General features: G+C 48.2%; 20 protein-coding genes. 5 read left to right on the forward strand and 15 right to left on the reverse strand.

Features of this window, described 5'->3' with window-relative positions:
- Nucleotides 1–35: 35 nt before the first annotated feature.
- From ACZND6_RS00900 to ACZND6_RS00935, 8 genes are all read right to left on the reverse strand, one after another.
- Nucleotides 36–1490 (reverse strand): replication-associated recombination protein A, encoded by a 1455-nt coding sequence (locus tag ACZND6_RS00900; protein ID WP_008811924.1) that lies wholly within the window; start codon nt 1488–1490, stop codon nt 36–38.
- A gap of 92 nt (nt 1491–1582) precedes the next feature.
- Entirely contained in the window at nt 1583–4090 is a 2508-nt protein-coding gene (locus ACZND6_RS00905; RefSeq protein WP_489524288.1) for an excinuclease ABC subunit UvrA, read from the reverse strand.
- A gap of 96 nt (nt 4091–4186) precedes the next feature.
- On the reverse strand, nt 4187–5470 hold the full coding sequence (gene ltrA, locus ACZND6_RS00910; RefSeq protein ID WP_489524289.1) for a group II intron reverse transcriptase/maturase: 1284 nt from the start codon (nt 5468–5470) through the stop codon (nt 4187–4189).
- Nucleotides 5471–6029: 559 nt separating this feature from the next.
- Nucleotides 6030–7079, reverse strand: coding sequence for an alpha/beta hydrolase (locus tag ACZND6_RS00915; RefSeq protein ID WP_270208450.1), 1050 nt, complete (start codon nt 7077–7079; stop codon nt 6030–6032).
- 14 nt (nt 7080–7093) lie between these two features.
- Nucleotides 7094–7936 (reverse strand): aldo/keto reductase, encoded by an 843-nt coding sequence (locus tag ACZND6_RS00920; RefSeq protein WP_489524290.1) that lies wholly within the window; start codon nt 7934–7936, stop codon nt 7094–7096.
- A gap of 11 nt (nt 7937–7947) precedes the next feature.
- Complete coding sequence (locus tag ACZND6_RS00925; protein WP_489524291.1) at nt 7948–8925, reverse strand: aldo/keto reductase; 978 nt, start codon at nt 8923–8925, stop codon at nt 7948–7950.
- A 12-nt stretch (nt 8926–8937) separates the two neighbouring features.
- A complete protein-coding gene (locus ACZND6_RS00930) occupies nt 8938–9903 on the reverse strand; it encodes an alpha/beta hydrolase (RefSeq protein WP_489524292.1) in 966 nt (321 codons plus the stop codon).
- A 590-nt stretch (nt 9904–10493) separates the two neighbouring features.
- The gene (locus ACZND6_RS00935) at nt 10494–10640 is read right to left on the reverse strand and encodes an ACT domain-containing protein (RefSeq protein WP_489524293.1); all 147 of its coding nucleotides are present in this window, start codon (nt 10638–10640) and stop codon (nt 10494–10496) included.
- 446 nt (nt 10641–11086) lie between these two features.
- Between ACZND6_RS00935 and ACZND6_RS00940 the strand changes: the two genes are divergently transcribed.
- Nucleotides 11087–11917 carry an SDR family NAD(P)-dependent oxidoreductase gene (locus ACZND6_RS00940; protein ID WP_287531684.1) on the forward strand — a complete coding sequence of 277 codons (831 nt, stop codon included), beginning with the start codon at nt 11087–11089 and terminating at the stop codon, nt 11915–11917.
- 75 nt (nt 11918–11992) lie between these two features.
- Here ACZND6_RS00940 and leuD read toward each other — a convergent pair whose 3' ends face one another.
- Both leuD and leuC read right to left on the reverse strand, forming a co-directional pair.
- Nucleotides 11993–12601 carry a 3-isopropylmalate dehydratase small subunit gene (leuD, locus tag ACZND6_RS00945; RefSeq protein WP_008811916.1) on the reverse strand — a complete coding sequence of 203 codons (609 nt, stop codon included), beginning with the start codon at nt 12599–12601 and terminating at the stop codon, nt 11993–11995.
- 3 nt (nt 12602–12604) lie between these two features.
- Nucleotides 12605–14014, reverse strand: coding sequence for a 3-isopropylmalate dehydratase large subunit (gene leuC, locus ACZND6_RS00950; protein ID WP_489524294.1), 1410 nt, complete (start codon nt 14012–14014; stop codon nt 12605–12607).
- Between the two features lie 222 nt (nt 14015–14236).
- On the opposite strand from leuC, the gene moaA reads away from it, so the two are divergent.
- From moaA to ACZND6_RS00970, 4 genes are all read left to right on the forward strand, one after another.
- Nucleotides 14237–15340: a GTP 3',8-cyclase MoaA gene (gene moaA, locus ACZND6_RS00955; RefSeq protein WP_008811914.1), complete on the forward strand. Its 1104-nt coding sequence runs from the start codon at nt 14237–14239 to the stop codon at nt 15338–15340.
- 115 nt (nt 15341–15455) lie between these two features.
- On the forward strand, nt 15456–16955 hold the full coding sequence (gene putP / locus ACZND6_RS00960; RefSeq protein WP_489524295.1) for a sodium/proline symporter PutP: 1500 nt from the start codon (nt 15456–15458) through the stop codon (nt 16953–16955).
- Between the two features lie 218 nt (nt 16956–17173).
- Nucleotides 17174–17470: a DUF5666 domain-containing protein gene (locus tag ACZND6_RS00965; protein WP_008811912.1), complete on the forward strand. Its 297-nt coding sequence runs from the start codon at nt 17174–17176 to the stop codon at nt 17468–17470.
- A gap of 59 nt (nt 17471–17529) precedes the next feature.
- Nucleotides 17530–17820 carry a DUF5666 domain-containing protein gene (locus ACZND6_RS00970; RefSeq protein ID WP_118631234.1) on the forward strand — a complete coding sequence of 97 codons (291 nt, stop codon included), beginning with the start codon at nt 17530–17532 and terminating at the stop codon, nt 17818–17820.
- Nucleotides 17821–17980: 160 nt separating this feature from the next.
- Here the strand turns inward: ACZND6_RS00970 and ACZND6_RS00975 are convergent, their stop codons facing one another.
- The 5 genes from ACZND6_RS00975 to ACZND6_RS00995 all read right to left on the reverse strand — a co-directional run bounded on the left by ACZND6_RS00975 (nt 17981) and on the right by ACZND6_RS00995 (nt 20834).
- Nucleotides 17981–18127: an entericidin A/B family lipoprotein gene (locus tag ACZND6_RS00975; protein ID WP_008864215.1), complete on the reverse strand. Its 147-nt coding sequence runs from the start codon at nt 18125–18127 to the stop codon at nt 17981–17983.
- Nucleotides 18128–18164: 37 nt separating this feature from the next.
- Nucleotides 18165–18311 (reverse strand): entericidin A/B family lipoprotein, encoded by a 147-nt coding sequence (locus ACZND6_RS00980; protein WP_008864216.1) that lies wholly within the window; start codon nt 18309–18311, stop codon nt 18165–18167.
- A gap of 142 nt (nt 18312–18453) precedes the next feature.
- Entirely contained in the window at nt 18454–19290 is an 837-nt protein-coding gene (locus tag ACZND6_RS00985) for a transporter substrate-binding domain-containing protein (protein WP_489524296.1), read from the reverse strand.
- A gap of 20 nt (nt 19291–19310) precedes the next feature.
- Nucleotides 19311–20138: an amino acid ABC transporter ATP-binding protein gene (locus ACZND6_RS00990; RefSeq protein WP_008864218.1), complete on the reverse strand. Its 828-nt coding sequence runs from the start codon at nt 20136–20138 to the stop codon at nt 19311–19313.
- 27 nt (nt 20139–20165) lie between these two features.
- Nucleotides 20166–20834, reverse strand: a complete 669-nt coding sequence (locus ACZND6_RS00995; protein ID WP_008811908.1) for an amino acid ABC transporter permease — start codon at nt 20832–20834, stop codon at nt 20166–20168.
- Between the last annotated feature and the right edge of the window lie 738 nt (nt 20835–21572).

Genomic DNA, 21572 nt, shown 5'->3' on the forward strand with positions numbered 1-21572 from the left:
AGACTTGAGCCTCGCTTTGCGAGGCTCACTTATTTTTATTCGGTGTGAATGTTCGGGTCAGGTTCGCTGGCCTGTTTCGTTCCGACACTTCTGCCTTTTGGCATATCACCGCTTCTTCTGACCTCCTCGTTCAACGCATGAAGCTGAGCGAGTTTCTCGCCGATCTTGATTTCCAGGCCTCTGGGCGAAGGTTTGTAAACCCGAATCTCGTCCATATCATCCGGAAAGTATTTAACGCCGGCGGCAAAGGATCCGGGTTCATCCGGCGGATAACGATAACCGGCGCCGTTTCCGACTTTTTGCATGAGCTTTGTCGGAGCGTTGCGAATGTGCATCGGAACGGGACGAGTTCCGTCCTGCTTCACAAACGCCCTCATCTTATTAAATGCCTTGTAAACCGAGACTGACTTCGGAGCACAGGCCAAATACACAACCGCATTGGCTAGGGCTAACTCACCTTCCGGGGAGCCGAGTCTTTCGTAAATATCAACGGCATTGGTCGTGATCTCCATTCCGCGAGGATCAGCCAAGCCGATATCTTCGATCGACATCCGCATTAAGCGCCGTGCAATGTACAAGGGATCCACGCCGCCGTCGAGCATTCTGCACATCCAATACAGAGCCGCATCGGGATCTGATCCTCGAACGGATTTATGCAGAGCGGAAATTTGGTCATAAAAGTTATCACCGCCCTTATCAAATCGGCGAATCGTTGCAGGTAATGCTGCTCGAACGAACTTCTCATCAATGACTTTAATGCCTCGATCTTTTGCCATCGTGGCGGAAACTTCCAGAGCGTTCAGGAAGCGTCTGGCATCGCCGTCAGCAAGTCCGATGAGGATTTTCTCAGCCTCTTCATTGACTTTAAGGCCCAGATATTCGCGCTCAAGCGCACGATGGAGCAGCTCTTCTAAGTCTTCTTCTTTGAGAGACTCAAGCACATAAACCGTCGAACGGGACAAGAGCGCTGAAATCACTTCGAAGCTTGGATTTTCTGTAGTTGCTCCGATGAAAGTAAAGAGTCCGCTCTCTACATGAGGCAGGAAAGCATCCTGCTGGCTCTTTGAAAAGCGATGTACTTCGTCCACAAAAACTACCGTTGAACGGCCGGTTTTTTCTCTATTCGCTGTAGCCTTTTCCACCGCATCCCGAATATCTTTCACGCCGCCGAGAACGGCAGAAATCGAAATGAACGGAAGACCGAAAGCATCAGCCATCAAACGGGCAAGCGTGGTTTTGCCGACACCGGGAGGCCCCCACAAAATCATGGAGTGCGGATGTGCGTTTTCAAATGCACTTCTCAAGGGTTTTCCGGGGCCAAGCAGATGCTTTTGACCCACAACTTCGTCAATCGTTTTAGGACGAAGACGTTCCGCCAAAGGTGAAGCCTGATCTTTAGGCGCAGCCTTACGGGTCGCTTTAGCGGCTTCCGCCGCAGCGTTTTTAATTGTGTCAGGCGAGTCCGGATTTCCGAAGAGATCTGTTTCCATGAAAAAGCACTCAAAAATTCTTTGCGATATTTTCGGATATTTTCTAAAAATCTGCTGAACGGCTAAAGACTTATTAATGAATTGACTGTACGCTATTTGTCTTCCGACAACACTTTCTTGAGATATCTTCCGGTGATGCTTTCGGGACATGCCGCCACTGCCTCGGGCGCTCCTTCAACCACTACTCTTCCGCCCTCCGTTCCGTCCCAAGGGCCCATATCAATGATGTAGTCGCAGTTGGTGATGAGCTCTAAGTCGTGCTCAATCACAATCACCGTTGCACCCAACTGAATCAGATGATCAAAGATCAATATCAGTTTCTTAACGTCCTGAGGATGCAGACCGATCGTCGGTTCGTCGAAAACAAATACGGAACCCTGCTGAGGCGTCTCCATCTCGTAAGCGAGTTTTAGCCTTTGAGCTTCACCGCCGGATAATGCAGGCGTGGCTTCTCCGAGAGTAAGGTAACTCACGCCCAAATCCTGAAGAATCTTGAGCTGCTTAGCGATTTTTGTTTCTTCATGCAGGAGATCAGCGGCCTCTTCCACCGTCAGTTTTAGTACACCCGGAAGGGAGACCGACACGGAATCCTTTTCCTTGCTCTTCCACAAAATGTCATAGGCTTCTTTGCCGTAGCGGGAACCTCCGCAGCTCGGACAGATGGTATCGACATCCGGAAGAAACTGAACGTCCATGGAGATAATGCCGGTTCCGTCGCAAACGGGACATCGCAATTTGCCCGTGTTGTAAGAAAAATCTCCGGCTTTTAATCCTTTCGCCTTTGCATCCGGTGTTCTGGCAAACAATTTCCTTAAGTCGTCGAATACGCCGTCATATGTCGCAACCGTAGATCGAACATTTGCTCCGATCGGCTTAGAGTCGATGACTTTGACGGATTGAATACCCTTAGCCTCTAGCGAATAAACATGCTCAGGAAGTTTTGAGCCTCGAATAACTGCCTGAAGCGCAGGTACCAGACATTCAATAACAAGGGAAGTTTTACCGGAACCTGAGACACCGGTGACAGCAATCATTCGACCTTTAGGGATAGAAACATCCAAGGCTTTGACGGTATAGAACGACTTTGTCTTAATCTTGACCGAACCATTCTCGAACATATTTTCTTCTGTGGCTCGAGTGCGCACTTTCAAAGATTCTTTACCTGACAGATAAGGACCGATTAGAGAATGAGGATTCTTTTCAGCCTCCAAAGGAGTTCCCTGCGTGACGATTCGTCCGCCTTCTTTACCGGCGCCGAGACCGATTTCAATCAATTGATCCGCGTCCATCAAAATTCTCGGATCGTGGTCAACCAAAACGACCGAGTTTTTGCGATCAACCAACTCCCGAACAATCTTCATCAGGCCATCCACATTGTATGGATGAAGTCCGATTGAAGGTTCGTCGAGAACATAAAGAACACCTGTCGTGTCGCTTCTTACCGCACGAGAAATTTGAACGCGCTGAAGCTCTCCGTTTGACAGCGTGCCGCCGGCTCGATCCAAAGACAAATAGGAAAGGCCGAGGTTCGTCAGCCGTTCAGCTGTCCTCAAGAACTCGTTGACGATACTCTGGGCCATATCCTTCATTTCAGAGGGCATTTGTTCGGGTATCTTCTTCACCCAGACAACCAGTTCTGAGAGCGTCATCGCGCAGACTTCTGCGATGTTTTTGCCCATGAGTTTGGTCGACAGTGCTCGTTCATTGAAGCGTGTTCCAAGACAGGCAGGGCACGGTCCTTTGGTCAGGAACTTCTCAATGCGTTTCATGCCCTTTTCGTCTTTGACTTTCGAGAGCGCATTCCCCACCGTACGGACGGCATTGAAATACGTAAAGTCCAGCGGGACGGCCTGACCGCTGCCTTTGTTGGTATAGACGATGTGCTTTTTAACAGCGGGCCCGTCATAGACGATTTTCTTTTCTTCCGGGGTCAGATCTTTAAAAGGAATATTTGTGCGCACACCCATGGCCTTGCAGACCTCCGTCATCAGTGACCACATGAGTGTGCCCCAAGGTTTAACCGCACCTTCATCAATACTCAGCGATTCATCCGGCACCAGACTCGCCCGATTGACCGTAACTGCAATTCCTGTGCCTCCGCACGTCGGACAAGCACCGGAACTATTGAAAGAAAAGTCTTCGGCACTCGGCGCATCAAATTCAACGCCGCAGACGGGACATTTGAGTTTCTGGCCGAGGGCGACTGCCGGTGTCGGAGGAAGATAGTGCCCGTTCGGACAGCGATGCGAGCCGAGTCGGGAGAACATCAGTCGGACGGAATTGAAAAGCTCAGTCAGCGTACCGAACGTGCTTCGAATATCCGGTGTGGAGGGTCTTTGATGTAGGGCAAGAGCGGCCGGAATGTTCTCTACGGAATCAACTTTTGCGTCCTGAGTTTGCGTCAGGCGCCGGCGTGTGTAGGCAGACAACGCTTCCAAGTAGCGGCGCGATCCTTCGGCGTAAAGCACGCCTAATGCCAACGAGGACTTTCCGGAACCGGACAGACCTGAGATCGCTACCAGCTCATTGAGCGGTATATCCACATCTATGTTCTTAAGATTGTGAACTTTTGCGCCTCTTACCAGGATGTCGTCCTTCATTTCCTTTCCACCTTCATTCAATAATCGAGTAGGGGGACGGGTTTCCCCGTCCCTCTCTCACAGCACCCATCGTGCGGTTCCGCAATGGGCGCATCATTAGCGAATCTCCATAAAGCGGAGAGAGTACAGGCCTAATCTTACAAAACGGTCGTTCTTGATGGCTTGGTTCATATGCGATTGCCCTGAATTCCACCAAGCACCTCTTCCGTTGACTGAACTCTTCCAGGCCCTTTCGGGATCGATTCCAAGTTTTGTAAGGTTTCGCTCCCTTGTTTTCGGTTTCTTCCACGCTATCCAGATAAGTTTCCTGAGATGATGTCGGATTCTTTGATCCATTTCCTTCCAGTATTCCTTTCTGTCGTCCAGACGATAGTAGTTCCTCCATCCCCTGAGGATTGGAGTAATAGTTTTAATCGTCCATCCGAGTGAAGTTCCCCGCGCAGTGTTAAATATCTTATGCAGTTTTGTCCACAATCTCTTTACTGACTTTTGCGCCACGATAATACGTGTACAGTCTGCTTTGGAGAACGTGTATCCGAGGAAGACAGAGTCTTTCGGACGAAAGGTGCCACTCTTGTCGCGGTTTACTCGCAACTTGAGTGTCTCCTCTACATATTTAGTGATATTTGTCAGAACTCGCTGAGCCGCTTTCTCTGATTTCACATAGATGTTGCAATCGTCCGCGTATCGGACATGGTTGAGTCCTCTTGCTTCCAGTTCGCGATCTAAATCCGTCAGCACAATGTTCGACAATAGCGGACTGAGAGGTGAACCCTGAGGCACGCCCTCTAGTCTAGGGCTTACCAGCCCATCTTCCATGATGCCTGCGTTCAAGTATCGTCGAATTAGTTTCAAGATTGCCTTGTCATCTATAACTCGGCTGACTCTGTCCATCAAAATATCGTGATTGACCCGGTCGAAGAATTTAGATAAATCCATTTCAACGACCCATCTATTTCCGTCTTTGATGTAGCCTTGAGCCCTTTGCACTGCCTGCTGGCAGTTCCGTCCCTCTCTGAACCCATAACTTTTGTCCGAGAATTGAACCTCGAACGCGTCTCCAATGGTCATCACTATGGCCTGTTGGATTGTTCGGTCCAAGAGCGTTGGAATTCCTAACATTCGCGTGCCACCGTTTGGCTTGGGTATGTCCACGCGCCGAACAGGTGCGGGAATGTAGGTACCGTTTTTAAGTTTTTGTCTGATCTTCTCCCCGTGAACTCGCAGAAGGTTAGGAAGTTGTTCATAGGTTATCCCGTCTATACCGGGTGCGCCTTTGTTCTTAATAACCTTCTGCGCCGCATCGTCGAGATAGAAACATACTAAGTCGATGAGCGGACAGCCTCTAGGTTCAGCTTTCGTCCAATGTGACTTCGCCATGACTAGCTGCTCCTTCTTTTACCGTAGACGACACTGCGCTGTTCTGCCCGCTTTGCGTCGTGACAGCCGCCCTCTAGGACGTTGCTCTGAGGTCCGCTTGAATTTGTCATGAGAGTTGTCACCTCTACTTGCGTTGTTAATGTTTGGCCCTTCAGGTTGCCCCTACTATGGCCGCTGCTGACTTCCGATTTGACATCCGAACCCCTCTCGGAGCCCGTAGCTATAAGCATCAAATCGGATCTCCCCAGGTAAGACGAGCTTCTTTCCTGCCTGTCCATCGGATCTACGTCTCAGACTCCTGTATGAGTATTGGACATTGGGTAATTTGGCCCCCACGTCCGTCTGAGCCGCCTCACATCCGCTTCCTGTTCGTTGAACATGCATTTTGCTATCGGCTTCCTCCAGACCTAGTGTTGCCACTACGCCCTTGCCGAGTTGCTAACTCTTCCCCTCATCGGGCGAGTTCGGGAATTTCACCCTACAGAAGCGCGCCATGCTGGGCGCACCAAAGAAAAATCGGCCAAAGATTTTGTCTATGACCGATTTTCATAAAGCTCAATTACTTAACGTTATCGCTAAGCCACTTTTCCACTACCTTGGCAACTTCTGCGCTGTTCTTATCGGAGAACGGAAAGTGCGTATTGCCCTTGATACCGATGTCAGGCAAATGGAGCACTTTGGCATGACCGCCTTCGGCATTCACAGCGTTGACGAATTCCTGAGCCATCGTCGAAGCAGCTCTCCAGTAATCCTGGTAGGGATTCTTAACTTCGGTCTTAGGAATATTGTCCCCGTAAACGATGAGGATCGGGAACCTTGTCAGCTTTTTGAACTCACTAAGGGGAACGCCGACAGCCTTAGTCGGTCCGAAGAAACTGTTGTTCGGAATCGGAGCAGGCACTTTGCCTTCAGGGAAAATAAAGCCGGAACCCGGTTCAAAGGCAATGATACCCTTCAGATTCTTCCCTGCTTCCGTTCCGATCAGCCATCCGGGTCCGCAGCCCTGGGAATGCGTGACAAGAACTGTGCCTTCCGTCTTCTGCAAAGCATCTGTCACAGCATCGGCGATGACTTTGTCATTGTACGGTGCTGTATTTGGCGTCATCTGGCGCCAGAAGGAGTTGAGATCCTTTTGGCTTGCAAAGGCAGAGTTGTCATAGAACTTCGGCCATAAACCCATACGGAACTGACCGAACCAGAACTGTTCATCCGGGCTTGCTTTAATCGTTCCGTCGACCGTTGCCCTGCCAGCATCGCCGCGGCGAGGCTGATCGATCAAATAAACTGGGTAGCCTTTACGCAGGAACACGCTCTGGAAGCCTTCTCTCCCATCCGGTGTTGTCTGCCAAGTACGCATGGACTGACCGGCGCCGTGCAGGAACATCAAAGAAACATTCTTGGCATGGGCAGGGATCTGGTAAATCACATTAGCGTGATCACCGTGCAGCGTCATGGCATCGGGTTCCGGATGATACGGATCGAAAGTCTTCTTGGCTTCGATAACTGTGCCGCCGGCCGAGAATGCGCCCTGCTTTTCAATCGTGATTGGCTGGGCAAAAGAAGCAAGCGCAAAGGAACCTAACAGAACTGCGAGTAAAGTTTTCTTCATGGTTTGCCTCGGAATTAATGGAGTTGCGTGAGCCATTCCACCATCTTGGGATCGTTGTGATCGAAGAAAGCGGTCTTCTTCTGGTCCAAAGCGTTAATCGCGGCCATATCGTCGGCAGTCAATTCGAAGTCAAAGACGTCGATATTCTGGCGAATACGATCGGGGTTGACGCTCTTCGGAATGCAGATGATGCCTCTTTGGAGCTGCCAGCGAAGAACAACCTGGGCGATAGACTTGCCGTATTTTTCGCTGATCTTGAGAAGCTCCGGATTATGGAAAAGATCGTTCTTGCCTTCGGCAAACGGAGCCCAGCTTTCCATCGCGATGCCCTTGGAGTTCAGGTATTCCTCGTCGGAATGACGCTGATTAAAGATGTTGCATTCGATCTGATCGACGGCCGGCTTGACTTCATTGAAAGCCACTAAGTCGGCGATTCTGCCCATATCGAAGTTAGAAACGCCGATCGCACGAACGCGGCCTTCTTTCAGAAATTCTTCCATCGCCCTCCAGGCACCGTAATAATCGTGGTACGGCTGATGGATGAGGTAAAGATCAAGGTAGTCGAGACCGAGTTTTTGTAAGGAAGCGGCAAAGGCTTTCTTAGCACCTTCATAATAAACATCGGTAATCCAAAGCTTTGTGGTAATGAACAGCTCATTTCTCGGAATGCCGCTGTCTTTGATGGCTTGGCCGACAGCCTCTTCATTACCGTAAGCCTGAGCTGTATCGATGGAGCGATAGCCGTTCTCTAAAGCACAAAGAACTGCTTTGCGGCATTCTTCCGGATCGGTGACTTGGAACACACCGAAACCGAGCATCGGCATTTTGACGCCGTTATTAAGAGTCTTACAAAGCATACTCAACCTCCTTAATTGTTCTTGACACCGAAAATATCCGACTTAGGCAGCTTATCGAGGGCTTCATCAATCGCCTTGATTTCTTCTGCAGAGAGTTTGACAACTGCGCCGCCGGCGTTTTCTACGATTCTTTCGAGTTTACGACTGCTGGGGATGGCTGTGAGCCATGAGTGTTTGCCGAGCATCCAAGCCAGGGACAGCTGAGACATTGTTGCGCTGTGTTCTTCAGCGGTTTTCTGCAAGAATGCTATCAGCTCTTCGTTTTTCTTCATCGCTTCGGGCGTGAATTGCGGCATGCGGGAGCGGTAATCGACCACGGCTTCGAACTGTTTATTTGTCGCTTTTTCATAGGCTCCGGAAAGCAGACCGTTGGCAAGCGGAGAGTAAGCCATGAAACCGATACCTAATTTCTCCAGCGTCGGGAAGAGCTTTTCAATGCCGCGAGCCATCATAGAATAACGGTCCTGAACTGCGCTAATCGGCGTGACCTTGTGTGCGCGGCGAATGTATTCTTCCGGCGCCACGGAGACGCCCCAATGACGAATCTTTCCTTCTTTAATCAGTTCGCCCATAACTTCGGCAACCACTTCCGGTTCAACCTTCGGGTCGATACGATGCTGGAAATAAAGATCGATGGTTTCGGTTTGGAGACGCTTCAGAGAGCCTTCTACGGACTGACGAATCTTTTCAGGGCGAGCGTCAGGAATGATGTCGCCGTGGGTGTATTCGGAAAACGAAATACCGAACTTCGTAGAAATGACTACTTCGTCACGGAAAGGCTTTAAGGCTTCTCCGACAATTTCTTCATTAATATAGGGGCCGTAAACTTCTGCGGTATCAAAATAGGTGTAGCCGCAGTCAAGCACCTGTCTCAAAATCTTTACGGCATCCTTTCTATCGGTAGCTTCGCCGTATCCATGAGAAAGGCTCATGGCACCGTAACCGAGGTCCGAGACCTCCAAACCTTCAGATAACTTTCTTGTCTTCATTTCCTTTTGTCCTTATTTTGAATTTTTAAGCCAAAAGTCGAGCGCTTCCTGTGCCCAGCCCTCGGCAGTTGTTCCTGTTCCTAGGCCGAATCCGTGCGGCATCCCGCGAATCAGTCTGAATTCGGCCGGTGTTCCCTGAGCTTTAAGGCGTTTGATTCTTTGTTCCATGGTCCAGGGGCTTGCGATGCCGTCCTGATCTCCGACAACCGCATAAGTCCCCGGTTCAGAGCCGCTGATATCGCTGTGACCTGTGTATTCCATGATGACGGCGCTCGGGCGCTGCTTTGTTTTACCGCCGAACTCAGTAGCTCCGTAGCTTCCGAGATAGGCAGCCATTCTTGCGCCGGCAGATCCGCCCCACAAAGAATAATTTTTAGTAGAAACTTGGAGTTCCTTTGCGTGGTCAAAGATGAAATCGATGCCCTGCGCCAAATCGTCGCACGCGGCTTGCGCACTGCCGTCACGATAGACAATCACAAAAGCATTGATGCCCTTTCCGGCAAGGAACTTCGCGATCGGAAAACCTTCGTGAATCGCGCCGACGTATTGAAATCCGCCGCCCGGGCAAATAATCGCGAAAGGCGCATCCGGATTTCCGCGGAAAAAGAAGAGTCCCGCAACCGGTCTGCCGTTTGAAGCTGTTTTTAAGGGGTAGAAGATCTTCTTTCCCTTTAGGACTTCATCTTTCATGTAATTCAGCACTTCAGCAGATTCTTTCGACATCACATAACTGTGATAAGGAAGAAGTCTGCTTGCCTCTCTCAGCCTTAGGCCTTCGGTGCGGCCTCTTGGAAAGAGCAAATTTGAATAGCCGGAAAAAGCCGGATCATCTTTGATTGTGTCCAGCAAAGTGTTTTCATCGAATTTCGTTTTATGTTCCTCCGATGCTTCAGGAGAAAGTTTTCTTTCTTCTGCATTAACGGTTTTTGCGACGAACAAGGCCGCAAAAATGCTGCTTAAAAAATTACGTCTTTGCATCTGTGCACCATTTGTCGCTGAGTATTTTGAGCCAATCGAACCCAAGAGAAAACCTCTCGAACCCCTCTGCTGAGAACCCTCCGGGAATCGGTCCAAAAACGGCAAGAAAATCAGATAAAAGGTTTTGCGATAAATATTTCTTGCTGCCTTTCATCATTTTTCGAGGTTGTCCCAAAGGTAATTTCGGCGTTTCGCTACAATCACCCCGAACTTCTGATTAAAAAACTTCAAGTTTTAGGCAAAGGTTTTTATCCTCAAATTAGGAATCTTAAGAGCTCTAATAACCCCCTCATAATTAATGAACGGTCTTAGCATCTTTACAGCTCTCTTATTCGAGGTCGCAAAAACTTTTCTCAGAGTTTTTGCTTCTCAAAGAGACAGGTCCGTTTTTACTCTTGCCTCATTTTGAAGGAAATAACTGAGTTTCTTTTGTCAAAGATTGGAATGTATTTGCTCGATTTTTTGAGGTTTTTTCGAGTCAGCGGAGAAGAAGTAACTGTCGGGCTTCTCGGATGTGACTGACCAAGGATCGAGAGGTCGGACAGCCGGCTGTTTTAAGCCGGCTTTGCAAATATCGAAAGGTCGATTTCCTAGACTACATCGTAGCCGGCAGCCTTCAATGCCTGCTGAGCCTTCTGAAGATTTTCTTTTTTCACCAATATGTAGTCGGTGTTATAGGTTGAGACTACAAAGATGCCGATCTTGTTTTCTGCCAGGATTTTAGAGATTTCGGACAAGATACCGATCAAAGAAAAATCCAGTACGCCTTCTATCCGGAAAGTCCTCCAACCGTCGACGCGATCCGTAGTGTTGTCAGGAACGTCTGACGTTAGGCATACAAGTGAGATTTCTTCGTCCGTTTTACCGATGAAAAGAACTTGCCGTTCAAATCAATGTCGGAGATAGAGACTACCTTGCAAACTGACAGTTCTTGGTCAAGTGTTTTTAACTTCATTTCCGCTACCTCCGGCAAGACGATTAGAAAAACTTATGGTTTAACTAATCGGTTTTTGAGGAAGCCCATCAATCGCAATACCGATTTTTGTCCTCCCCGACTATAGGATCATTAGACAACCATCCGAGAGATTTATGTCAGAAAAGAGATTCTCTTTTTCCCATAATGAGTTAGTTGAAACCGGAAGGCCTTTGGCCTTTTTACGAAAGGAAATAACTAGGAGAAAACATGAAAACTTGGCTGATTACCGGATGCTCATCCGGATTTGGAAGGAATTTAGCTGAAACGCTCTTGTCCGAAGGCGAACAAGTAATTGTGACAGCTAGAAAACCCAAAACGATTCAGCATTTCGCAAAAAATTATCCTCTGACAGCCTTATGCCTGAGATTAGACGTGACGAAGAAGGACACGATTGACGCAACCGTAAATGCTGCAATTGAAAAATTCGGCAAGATCGATGTTCTCATCAACAACGCCGGTTATTGTCTTCGCGGTGCCGTTGAGGAATGCACAGAAGAAGAAATCTACGCAGAGTTCAACACCAATTTCTTCGGTGCTGTTCGAATGATCCAGGCTGTTCTTCCTCACATGAGAAAAGCCGGCATCGGCGCCATTATTAATTACTCTTCAATTGCAGCTCTGGATACCTCTGCCGGCTCGGCTTTTTACGGTGCAGCCAAGTGTGCTCTTGAAGGATTGTCCTGCGGATTAAGAAAGGAAGTTGAACCGCTCGGTATTAAGGTCATGGTGGTGGAACCCGGACCTTTCAAAACAGACTTCTTTGATCGTTCGATCGACATCAATCCGAATCGGATTGCAGCGTACGACGATACGGCGAACAAGAGAAAGGTCAAAATCAGTGATCTCTCTAAGGTAGATATCAAGTGGTGCGACATGGGTCGGGCCTGCAAACTTATCACGGACATCATTCAAAGACCGGATGCTCCGCACCACATTCTCTTAGGCTCAATGGCCGTTGAGATCGGCGAAAAATTCGTCAAAGACCGCGCCGAAGAAATTCAAAAATGGAAAGAAGCCTCAGAAAGCCTTGATGCCTAACTTCTGAATCTCTGCTGAAACGGGAATCGCGGCTCTCTTCTACCGAGGGCCGCTTTTTTCTTCTTATCTATGCCTTTAGGCCAACCAAGGAAATTTCTTGAAGTACTCGTCTTCAAAGTTTTTGATCTTCTCCTCTGACTTTAATGTCAAAGCAACCGGATCCAAACCTTGAAGGAGCTTTTCTTTTCTAGAAGGCTCGATTTCGAAATGCAAGACTGCTCCGGAAGGCGTCGTGACCGTTTGAGCTTCTAGATCAACGGTAACGTTTTTTGATTCAGAGTTTTGAAGTTCTTGAATCAGAGCTGAGACTGTGTCTTTTGGCAGCACAATCGCTAGAACTCCATTGTTGGCGCAGTTATCAAAGAAAATCCCTGCAAAAGAAGAACCGATCAGGCACTTGATGCCGCGCTTCTCTAACCCCCATACTGCGTGTTCTCTCGAAGAGCCGCAGCCGAAGTTCGGACCTGTGACAAGAATCCTGGCATTTCGATATTCAGGCTGGTTCAGTACAAATTCTTCCCGCTCGGTTCCGTCTTCGTAAAGGCGGATATCATGGAATAGGCCTTCTAAAACGCCTTCTTTATCAATCCGCTTCAAAAAGGCTTTCGGCATGATGATGTCAGTGTCAATGTTAGAAGCCGGCATCGGAGCCGCAACGGCGGTGAGTTTTTCAAATTTTTCCATGATTTACTCCTCTCTGACGTCAGCGATAAAACCTTTGACACTGGCGATTGCAACCATGGCCGGACTTGCCAGATGCGTTCTCGTTTGAACGCCCTGCCGTCCTTCAAAATTTCGATTCGTCGCAGAAATACATCTGTCCCCGGCGCCTAAGATGTCGCCGTTCATTGCGAGGCAAAGCGAACACCCGGAATTACGCCATTCCCATCCGGCATCTTTAAAGATCTTATCAATGCCCTCTTTTTCTGCCTGCGCACGAACTTGCGTGCTGCCGGGAACGACAAAGGCCTTAACTCCGAGGGCAAGTTTTTTGCCTCTCAGGACTTCGGCTGCGGCTCGGAGATCCTCGATTCTGGAGTTAGTGCAGGAACCGATGAAGGCATGCGTAATCGGAAGTCCTTTGATTTTTTGTCCTGCTTCAAGACCCATGTAGGCCAAAGCTCTTTCGTAGTCGGCTCGAATCTTCGGATCTGTGATAGAAACAGGATCCGGGATCGACTCAGAAATTGTGCAGTTTTGATCCGGACTCGTTCCCCAAGTGACAGAAGGCTCTAGACCCGTGATGTCGATCTCGACTTCTTTATCAAATAGAGCTTCTTCATCAGATTTCAGCGTCTTCCAAAACTCCACTGCTTTGGACCACGTTTCGCCCTTAGGCGCAAACTCTCTGCCTTCTAAATAATCAAATACTTTTTGATCAGGAGCAATAATCGAAGAACGGGCCGCGCATTCAACGGCCATGTTGCACAGCGTTAAACGCTCTTCAACGGAAAGATCGCTGATTACAGGACCGCAGAATTCAACGCAGTGGCCGGTACAGCCGCCCGCACCGAGCTTTTTCACAATAAAAAGAATGATGTCTTTGGCTGTAACTGTCTTACCTCTGGCGCCGGTTACCCGAACGCGCATATTCTTGAGCTTCTTGTATCGAAGCGTCGAAGTTGCCAAGTAATGATAAATATCGGACGTTCCGATGCCATAAGCCACAGCCCCGAGTGCACCGTACATGGCTGTGTGGCTGTCCCCGGCGCCGATCTGCATGCCGGGAAGTACTTTGCTTCGTTCAACCATCACGACGTGTTCAATGCCTTGCTTAGGATTGCCGTTATTCAGAACTTCAAAGCCGAAATCAGAGCCATTCTTAATCAGATATTTGACTTGAGTGCAGGCATTTTCTTCAGCCGGAAACTCCGTTCTGTCGGGAGCGCTTGAATTGACGTGATCGACTGTTCCCAAAGTAGCCCATGGTCTCCAAACCTTAAGACCGTTTTCTCTTAACAAAGAAAAAGCCTGGGGACTGGTGTATTCGTTAACGACGGTGCGATCAATGTAAACGAGCCTTTCAATGCCGTCAGCCGAAAGTTTCTCGATGGTATGAAGGTCAACGATTTTGTCGTACAAAGTTTTTGTAGTCATTTCGGATCTCCCTGAGGTTTCTAAAATTTTACTATCTAAGCCAGTCAGAACAGCCCCGAATTTCAAAGGTCATACTGTCTGATTTTCACCCATATGGTCCATTTTCATACTGACCGACTATTTTCATTAATTAATTACAGCGCACGACAAAATAAGTCAGCAGTGATTAAGCGAGAATCCTTATAATCAGTCTACTTTTTTCGTCGAATTGAAACCGCAAGCATGTCTTCTCGTGTTATTCCAATTAAGGCCGCTACAAAAACGGTCCCGCTGGTCGGTGAAATCCGTCGTGACGAGACTCACTGGATTGATTCCCGCGGACGCCCTTTACGCGATGTCAGAATTTCTATCACTGATCGCTGTAATTTCCGCTGCCGCTACTGCATGCCGAAGGAAAAATTCGAGAAGGACCACTGCTTCCTTTCCCACACTGAAGTCCTCTCTTTTGAGGAAATCATTCGTCTTGCCAAAATCTTTGCCGCGAACGGCATCGAAAAGATTCGTTTGACGGGCGGCGAGCCCCTGCTGAGAAAAGGCATCGAGTTCCTTATTGAAGAGCTCTCCAAACTCAAAACTTGGAATGGAAAACCCCTTGACGTTGCCGTGACCACAAACGGTGCAGCTTTGTCTGCAAAGGCCAAATCGCTAGCTGCTGCGGGACTTAAACGCTTAACCGTTTCTTTGGACGCCATGGATCCTCAAATTTATAAGGATCTCAACGACGTTAATTTCCCGATTGAAAAAACTCTTGCAGGTATTCAAGCCGCAAAAGACGCCGGCATTCCTTCGATAAAGATCAATGTTGTCGTTAAGCGCGGCGTTAACGAAAAAGAACTCATCAAAATCGCCGAGCACTTCAAAGGCAGCGGAATCATTGTCCGCTACATCGAGTTTATGGATGTCGGCACTTCTAACGGCTGGAGACTCGACGATGTCATCCCCTCTCACAAGATCGTTGAAGAGATCAACCGCGTCTATCCGATTGAACCGTTGAACCCGAATTACACCGGCGAAGTCGCCACTCGCTGGGCCTACAAGGACGGCAGCGGAGAACTCGGCTTCATTTCATCTGTGAGCGAACCGTTCTGCAAAGAATGCTCTCGAATTCGTTTATCCGTTGACGGAAAACTCTACAAATGTCTTTTTGCCACGGAAGGCTTTGACATTCGCCAGATGCTTCGCGGCGGCGCTTCCGATGAAGAAATCGAAGACGCCATCGGTCGAATTTGGACAACTCGCGACGAACACTATTCTGAAATTCGTACGGAAGAAACCGTCAAAGCCAGAGCCGGGAAGCGAATTGAGATGTCTTATATCGGCGGTTAGGATTAATGCTCACGGATTTTCCTTGACTTTAGGATAATTTGTTTTTGGGATTCCGTTCAGAAGGCCCTCCTTGGTTATGATTGAAACATAAGTTAAATTTTGTTTCAGTTATAAAATGAACTTTTCACCAATCTCAATCACCTTTTTCGCCTATCTGGTCGTAATGGTGGCTGTCGGCTTAGTGGCTTGGCGGTACACCAAAAATTTCAATGACTATATCTTGGGCGGCCGCCGCTTAGGCGCTGTTGTTACCGCATTGTCCGTCGGCGCTTCCGACATGAGCGGATGGCTCCTGATGGGGCTCCCGGGTGCGGTTTTCCTCTCCGGTATTTGCGAATCCTGGATCGCCATCGGTTTAGCACTGGGCACGCTGGCTAACTGGCTTATCGTTGCCGCTCCGCTTCGCGTCTACACCGAAACAGCTCACAACGCTTTGACACTTCCGGACTACTTCTCGCACCGTTTTGAAGACAAGTCCCGTATGCTTCGAATCATCTCAGCTGTCGTGATTTTGCTTTTCTTTGCGATTTACTCCGCCTCCGGTATGGTTGCGAGCGCTAGACTCTTTGAAATCGTTCTTGATCTTCCCTATTCCACCGCTCTGATTTTCGGTACCTTTGCTACCCTGGCCTACGTCTTCCTCGGAGGCTTCCTGGCCGTCAGCTGGACCGACACCATTCAGGCGGCCATGATGTGCCTGGCGCTTATCATCGCACCGGTCGCCGTTATGATCGACCTAGGCGGATTCTCGGCAACCGTCGAGCAAGTTAGATCTGTTGATCCGACGCACCTCAACATGCTTCAGGGCCAGACCTTCATCGGTGTGATTTCTCTGCTGGCTTGGGGCCTTGGTTACTTCGGTCAGCCTCATATTCTGGTTCGCTTCATGGCCGCCAAGAATGCCTCTGTGATGCCGCGCGCCTGCAAGATCAGCATGATTTGGCTCATCTTCTCGCTCTCCGGCGCCGTTGCTGCAGGCTTCTTCGGATCGGCTTTCTTCTCGGCTCATCCGGATCTCGGCAAAACCGTTGCAGAAAACCATGAACGCGTTTTCATGATTCTTTCTACGACACTGTTTAATCCTTGGATCGGCGGCATTCTGCTCTCCGCTATTCTGGCTGCCGTGATGAGTACCCTTTCATGCCAGCTGCTGGTTTGCTCTTCCGTTCTGACAGAAGACTTTTACCGCGCATTCATTCGTCCGCACGCTGCTCAGAGAGAACTCGTCTGGATCGGCCGCCTGACCGTAGTTGCCGTCAGTGCTGTCGCAATCTTGATTGCTACAGATCCGAACAACCTGGTTCTCTCTTTGGTAAGCTACGCCTGGGGCGGCTTCGGTGCTTCCTTCGGCCCGATCATCATCCTTTCTCTTCTGTGGAAAGGCGTCACCCGCAACGGTGCTTTGGTCGGCATTATCGTCGGTGCTCTGACGGTTCTTGTCTGGCATCAGGGCGCATGGTGGGGAATGTATGAAATCATCCCCGGATTCGTGCTCTCCTTCATTGCCATCATCGTGGTCAGCCTGCTTGACCCGAACAAGCCTTCTGCAACCATGATCGAAACTTTCGACAAGGTTCAACACAAGCTTGAAGATGTTAAAAAACAGCTTGCCTAACCTACTGACGCGCTCCAAATCGGGCCGATACGGCCCGATTTTTTTGCCGAAAATAACTCCCATTTGATTTAACTCCCTGTTTTTCTAAGAAGTAAAAAAAGTATTTCAGTTGTTTCATTCCATTGCTCCGCGCTCAATTCGCACAATTTTTACAGGTGAATTAGGAGTAACCACGTAGAATTCAGACACCAGGAAAATTTATGGAATAGGAGTTTCAAATGAAATTAGTTAAAGTTTTACTCCCCCTTGCTGCTGTCGGTTTAATCATGGGCACAGCTTCTGCTCGTGACATCGACGGTTTCTACGGTAAGGTTGAACAGATGCCGACAGCGGAAAATCCTGCTTGGGTGATCGGCGGAAAGACATTCAAGGTTGACCAGCGCACTAAGATCGAACATCGTCGTGACCAGAAGATCGGCGTTGGTTCCTGCGTTAAGGTTGACGGTGATCTCGATCGCGAAGGCAATTTCTTCATTTCCGAAATTGAACAGAAACGCGACAATCGCTGCCGTTAATTCTTAATTGATAGAGCAGCCTTCGGACTGCTTTTTCATTGTTTATTATTTGCGAAAAAATGAAAAAATTCTTTCTTGCTTTAGCCGCTCTGAGTTTATCTTTCACCGCTTTCGCTGCCGGAGACGATGATGCTTTTTACGGAAAAATTGAAAAGATGCCCTCCGCACAAAATCCGACTTGGGTTATCGGAGGCAAGACTTTCAAAGCTGACGCTCGTACAAAGGTTGAGAGCCACGGCGGCCACAAATTTGACGTAGGCGCCTGCGTCAAAGTAGAAGGTGATATTGATCACCGCGGTGAATTTTTCATTTCCGAGATGGAAATCAAAAATGAGAGCCGCTGTCATTAATAAGGTCTCTAGGGCCTCCTTACCTTTTCCTGACTTTTTGAGAGTTTTGTCTGAACAGCCGGTAAATTCCTAGAAAAGGCTATAAAAAATCTCGTCCCGTGAAAGCAACGCGGACGAGATTTTTTTAAGCAAGTGCATTCAACACTTGCGGAGATTTTGATTACATCTTATTGGAAACGGTAGTCGCAGCGTGGTCTACGCCATTACCTAACGCAGCAACGTCCTTGCCCACTCCTTTAACCGTATTGCATCCGGCAAGTCCGATCAAAAAAGCAGCCAAAATAGCAAGCAGTGAAAACTTTTTCATATCTACCTCTATTGCAATGATTAACTAGCGGCACCCATTAAAGTTTCTTTTGCACAGCAGTTGCTGCGGTATCAATGTCGTCGCCGACGGCTGAAACGTCCTGGCCAACACCTTTTACAGTAGAACAAGCTGATACAGAAAGCGTAAAGGCAGCGGCCATAACCATCAGTACCCATTTCTTCATTTTTTCCTCCGAAAAATCTTTTTCTTGATGTGGTTAATTTAAGCCTTTCCCGATCAAAGACCGTCCTAACTGATTCAAAACGGGACTCCTTTTTTGAGAAGCCGCGTTCAGAATAGAAACTGGATTCGACAGTCCGAAATGATTAATTCGGCTTTGTCAGATCCGCGCCGAAATATTTCACGGATAGTTTGGATAACGTTCCGTCATTCTTCATTTCCTGAAGAGCATTGTCGATTGCCTTCTTCAGTGATGCGTTGTCTTCACCCTTCTTCATCGGAATGGCATATTCCGTCACTTTATCCATCGTAGCTGCAATCTTCAAAGGTTCATCGGGACGATGCTTCATGTAGTCCCCGTAAGAAGTGGAGGCGTTGATAGTTGCCTGTACCTGTCTGTTTTTAACCATCTGAAGCGTTTCAGCCAGAGTATCGACACCGCTGACTTTGGCTCCGTACTTTTCGCCGATCTCCTGGTATGTCGAGCCAATAGAATTTGCGGTAGTTTTACCTTTCAAATCATTAAAAGAGTGAATATCGTTGTTGTCGGACCGTGTAATTAGCACCGTGCGGTCATAGGCGTAAGGTGTGGAGAAATCATAAGTTTTCGCGCGGTCAGGCGTAACGTCTACACCATTAATCACCAAGTCATATCTTCCCGTATCCATACCGGCGAAAAGACCGTCCCAGGGGCCTTCAACAATCTTGGCTTCGACTCCCAATTTCTTGGCTAAGTTCTGAGCGACTTCAACGTCATATCCGACCAACTGATCTTTTTCATTGTGGAAGGAGAACGGCTGCCAGTCCCCTTCTAAGCCGACCTTCAATTCACCGGATGATTTAATTCTTGCCAGGTGATCTTGAGAAGCCGAAGCGGAATTGCGGCTCGGCGCTTTATCGCATCCGACCAACATAAGAGAGGCAGAACCGGCAAGGAAAAGGCCCAGGCCGAACTTCATCAATAATCGAAAATTATGTGTCATATCTAAATCATCAACAAAAATTAAAGAGAATTCATCGCGTTTTCTGCTTCGCGCTGCTTCTTGAAGGCTTCCAAGGCTGAGCGCTGGGCCTCTTGAGAACCGCTTGCCAAACGAAGGAAAGCTCGGGTACGTTCGTTTTGAGGATGTTCGAAAATCTGCTCGGGGCTGCCTTGCTCAACAATCAAACCATGATCCATAAAAATGACTCTGTTGGAAACGTTACGAGCAAAGTTCATTTCATGCGTCACCACGACCATTGTCATGCCTTCTTGAGCGAGCTGACGCATTACCTCTAATACTTCATCCGTCAGTTCAGGGTCTAAAGCCGAAGTAGGCTCATCAAAATAAATAATTTCCGGGTCCGTGGCGAGAGCCCGAGCAATTGCAACCCGCTGCTGCTGACCTCCGGAAAGTTCGCTCGGATAGGAATTGGCTCTGTCTTCCAGACCAATCTTACGGAGAAGCATCATGCCTTTTTTTACCGCGTCTGCTCTGCTCATGCCTCTGCCGGAAGTCAGACCAAGCGTAATGTTCTCAAGCGCCGTTTTATTTCTAAAAAGATTGTAGTTCTGAAAAACAAAGCCCGTTTTTCTTTGGATTTCGGACGCCTGTTCTTTAGTGGCCGTTTTTAAATCGATAGTCTTATCGTCCAAACTGATTGACCCGTAATCAGCCCTTTCCAGGAAATTGACGCAGCGAAGCAAGGTGGTTTTTCCGGAGCCTGACGGTCCGAGAATTGAAACCACATCGCCTTTATAAACATCGATGCTGATATCTTTCAACACTTCTAAGGTGCCGAAAGATTTTTTCACATGGCTTATGAGAAGGAGCGAATCGGTTTTTTCCATTACTAATTTGACTGCAAAAATGAATCGTTAGTTTGTACCGTATTTGCCGAGTTTCTTTTCCCCGCGGCGCTGTAAGTACTCAAGAATCGTCGAGAAAATTAAATAAATGAGCGCGACTTCGATGTACACCGCCATGGTTTCGTATGTTCTTCCGGCAATCCTTTGAGCCTGGAAGAACATCTCAGCCACCGTAATGTTAGCCGCCAAAGAAGTGTCTTTAACCATTGAAATCATGGAGTTGCCCAAGGCCGGGAACGCAGTTCTAAAGGCCTGAGGCAGAACGACGTGCCACATGATCTGAAAATAATTGAGGCCGACGCAGCGTCCTGCTTCCATCTGGCCCTGAGGAACTGACTCTAACGCGCCGCGAATCGTTTCGGCGTTATAGGCGCCTTCGTTGATTGAGAAAACAATAACGGCGGCCAGGAAGGCGTCCACCATGATGCCAATACTCGGCAGCCCGAAGAAAACGACATACAGCTGCACAAGCAGCGGCGTTCCTCTAATCACCCAGACATAGAAGCGGCAAATTTGCCGAAGAACCGGAACTTTCGAGTACTGGATCAGTGCTACAACGACTGCAATGACCATGGAAAGAGCGAACGAAATGATCGTCAAAGGTATCGTTACAGTGATGCCTTTGAACAATAATTGCGGAAAAGCATCCACCATTACTTGCCATACGTGCGGATCCATTGGCGCCCCTTCCTTCTGATAAAGTCGGCTTCTTTTAAATTAACTTTGTAACATTGTAAGTTACTCTCCATCTGCTTCTTTGCTTATTTATTTGAATTAGCTCTGGAGCAAAAGATAGATTATTATTTGTGCGATGTCTGAAAAACATTTTACGGGGCGCAGCCAAAGGTTTTGGTAGGCCGTAGCGGGTTCAACTCCCGACGCCCCGACTGCAACCTTTTCTTCTCCAGTTTTAACTTAATCCCTCTTTTCTCTTACTCCTGTTCTCATATCAAAACGAATGCCCTAGCTATAGAAGTTCTCTTTCCGTTTATCTGAGAGAGTTGTCTCAGACGAGCTCAACAATCCTTCTTACCGCAAACCTGACCGAAGCCTTTGATTATGAAGCCTTCGCTGGACCCCATCTTTAATCCGTCAAAATAGCCAACCCGCAATAATAAGCTCCGGTGCTCGTTAAGAGGACCTAAGCTATACAGATTACGTCAGTGCTTAGGCCTGCCCTTTTACTAAGAAGTTAGAGAATAAGACAGTTACAAAGAAAGATTAAAAGATGAACTTGTATGAGTACCTAACCGCGGATTCAATTGGTTATAAGACGTTCTACTAGATGGAAGTGAAACTGCAAAACCCATTGAATTGGCAGGTTTATAGGTCTTTTTGAGAAAAGGAAAGATTTTTATCGCACCTAAGGCTGGCGGAAGAGGTGGTCGCCGATTTTAATAGCAACCTATTGATAAT

This window comes from Parasutterella sp., from assembly GCF_057870745.1.

Excerpts from the sequence above, each read along its gene's own strand:
- ACZND6_RS00940 (WP_287531684.1), top strand. The coding sequence starts at position 11,087 with ATGAAAACTTGGCTGATTACCGGATGCTCATCCGGATTTGGAAGGAAT.
- ACZND6_RS00980 (WP_008864216.1), bottom strand. The coding sequence starts at position 18,311 with ATGAAGAAATGGGTACTGATGGTTATGGCCGCTGCCTTTACGCTTTCT.
- ACZND6_RS00930 (WP_489524292.1), bottom strand. The coding sequence starts at position 9,903 with ATGCAAAGACGTAATTTTTTAAGCAGCATTTTTGCGGCCTTGTTCGTC.
- ACZND6_RS00975 (WP_008864215.1), bottom strand. The coding sequence starts at position 18,127 with ATGAAAAAGTTTTCACTGCTTGCTATTTTGGCTGCTTTTTTGATCGGA.
- ltrA (WP_489524289.1), bottom strand. The coding sequence starts at position 5,470 with ATGGCGAAGTCACATTGGACGAAAGCTGAACCTAGAGGCTGTCCGCTC.
- leuC (WP_489524294.1), bottom strand. The coding sequence starts at position 14,014 with ATGACTACAAAAACTTTGTACGACAAAATCGTTGACCTTCATACCATC.
- ACZND6_RS00905 (WP_489524288.1), bottom strand. The coding sequence starts at position 4,090 with ATGAAGGACGACATCCTGGTAAGAGGCGCAAAAGTTCACAATCTTAAG.
- putP (WP_489524295.1), top strand. The coding sequence starts at position 15,456 with ATGAACTTTTCACCAATCTCAATCACCTTTTTCGCCTATCTGGTCGTA.
- ACZND6_RS00925 (WP_489524291.1), bottom strand. The coding sequence starts at position 8,925 with ATGAAGACAAGAAAGTTATCTGAAGGTTTGGAGGTCTCGGACCTCGGT.
- leuD (WP_008811916.1), bottom strand. The coding sequence starts at position 12,601 with ATGGAAAAATTTGAAAAACTCACCGCCGTTGCGGCTCCGATGCCGGCT.
- ACZND6_RS00915 (WP_270208450.1), bottom strand. The coding sequence starts at position 7,079 with ATGAAGAAAACTTTACTCGCAGTTCTGTTAGGTTCCTTTGCGCTTGCT.
- ACZND6_RS00985 (WP_489524296.1), bottom strand. The coding sequence starts at position 19,290 with ATGACACATAATTTTCGATTATTGATGAAGTTCGGCCTGGGCCTTTTC.
- ACZND6_RS00995 (WP_008811908.1), bottom strand. The coding sequence starts at position 20,834 with ATGGATCCGCACGTATGGCAAGTAATGGTGGATGCTTTTCCGCAATTA.
- ACZND6_RS00990 (WP_008864218.1), bottom strand. The coding sequence starts at position 20,138 with ATGGAAAAAACCGATTCGCTCCTTCTCATAAGCCATGTGAAAAAATCT.
- ACZND6_RS00970 (WP_118631234.1), top strand. The coding sequence starts at position 17,530 with ATGAAAAAATTCTTTCTTGCTTTAGCCGCTCTGAGTTTATCTTTCACC.
- moaA (WP_008811914.1), top strand. The coding sequence starts at position 14,237 with ATGTCTTCTCGTGTTATTCCAATTAAGGCCGCTACAAAAACGGTCCCG.
- ACZND6_RS00900 (WP_008811924.1), bottom strand. The coding sequence starts at position 1,490 with ATGGAAACAGATCTCTTCGGAAATCCGGACTCGCCTGACACAATTAAA.
- ACZND6_RS00965 (WP_008811912.1), top strand. The coding sequence starts at position 17,174 with ATGAAATTAGTTAAAGTTTTACTCCCCCTTGCTGCTGTCGGTTTAATC.
- ACZND6_RS00920 (WP_489524290.1), bottom strand. The coding sequence starts at position 7,936 with ATGCTTTGTAAGACTCTTAATAACGGCGTCAAAATGCCGATGCTCGGT.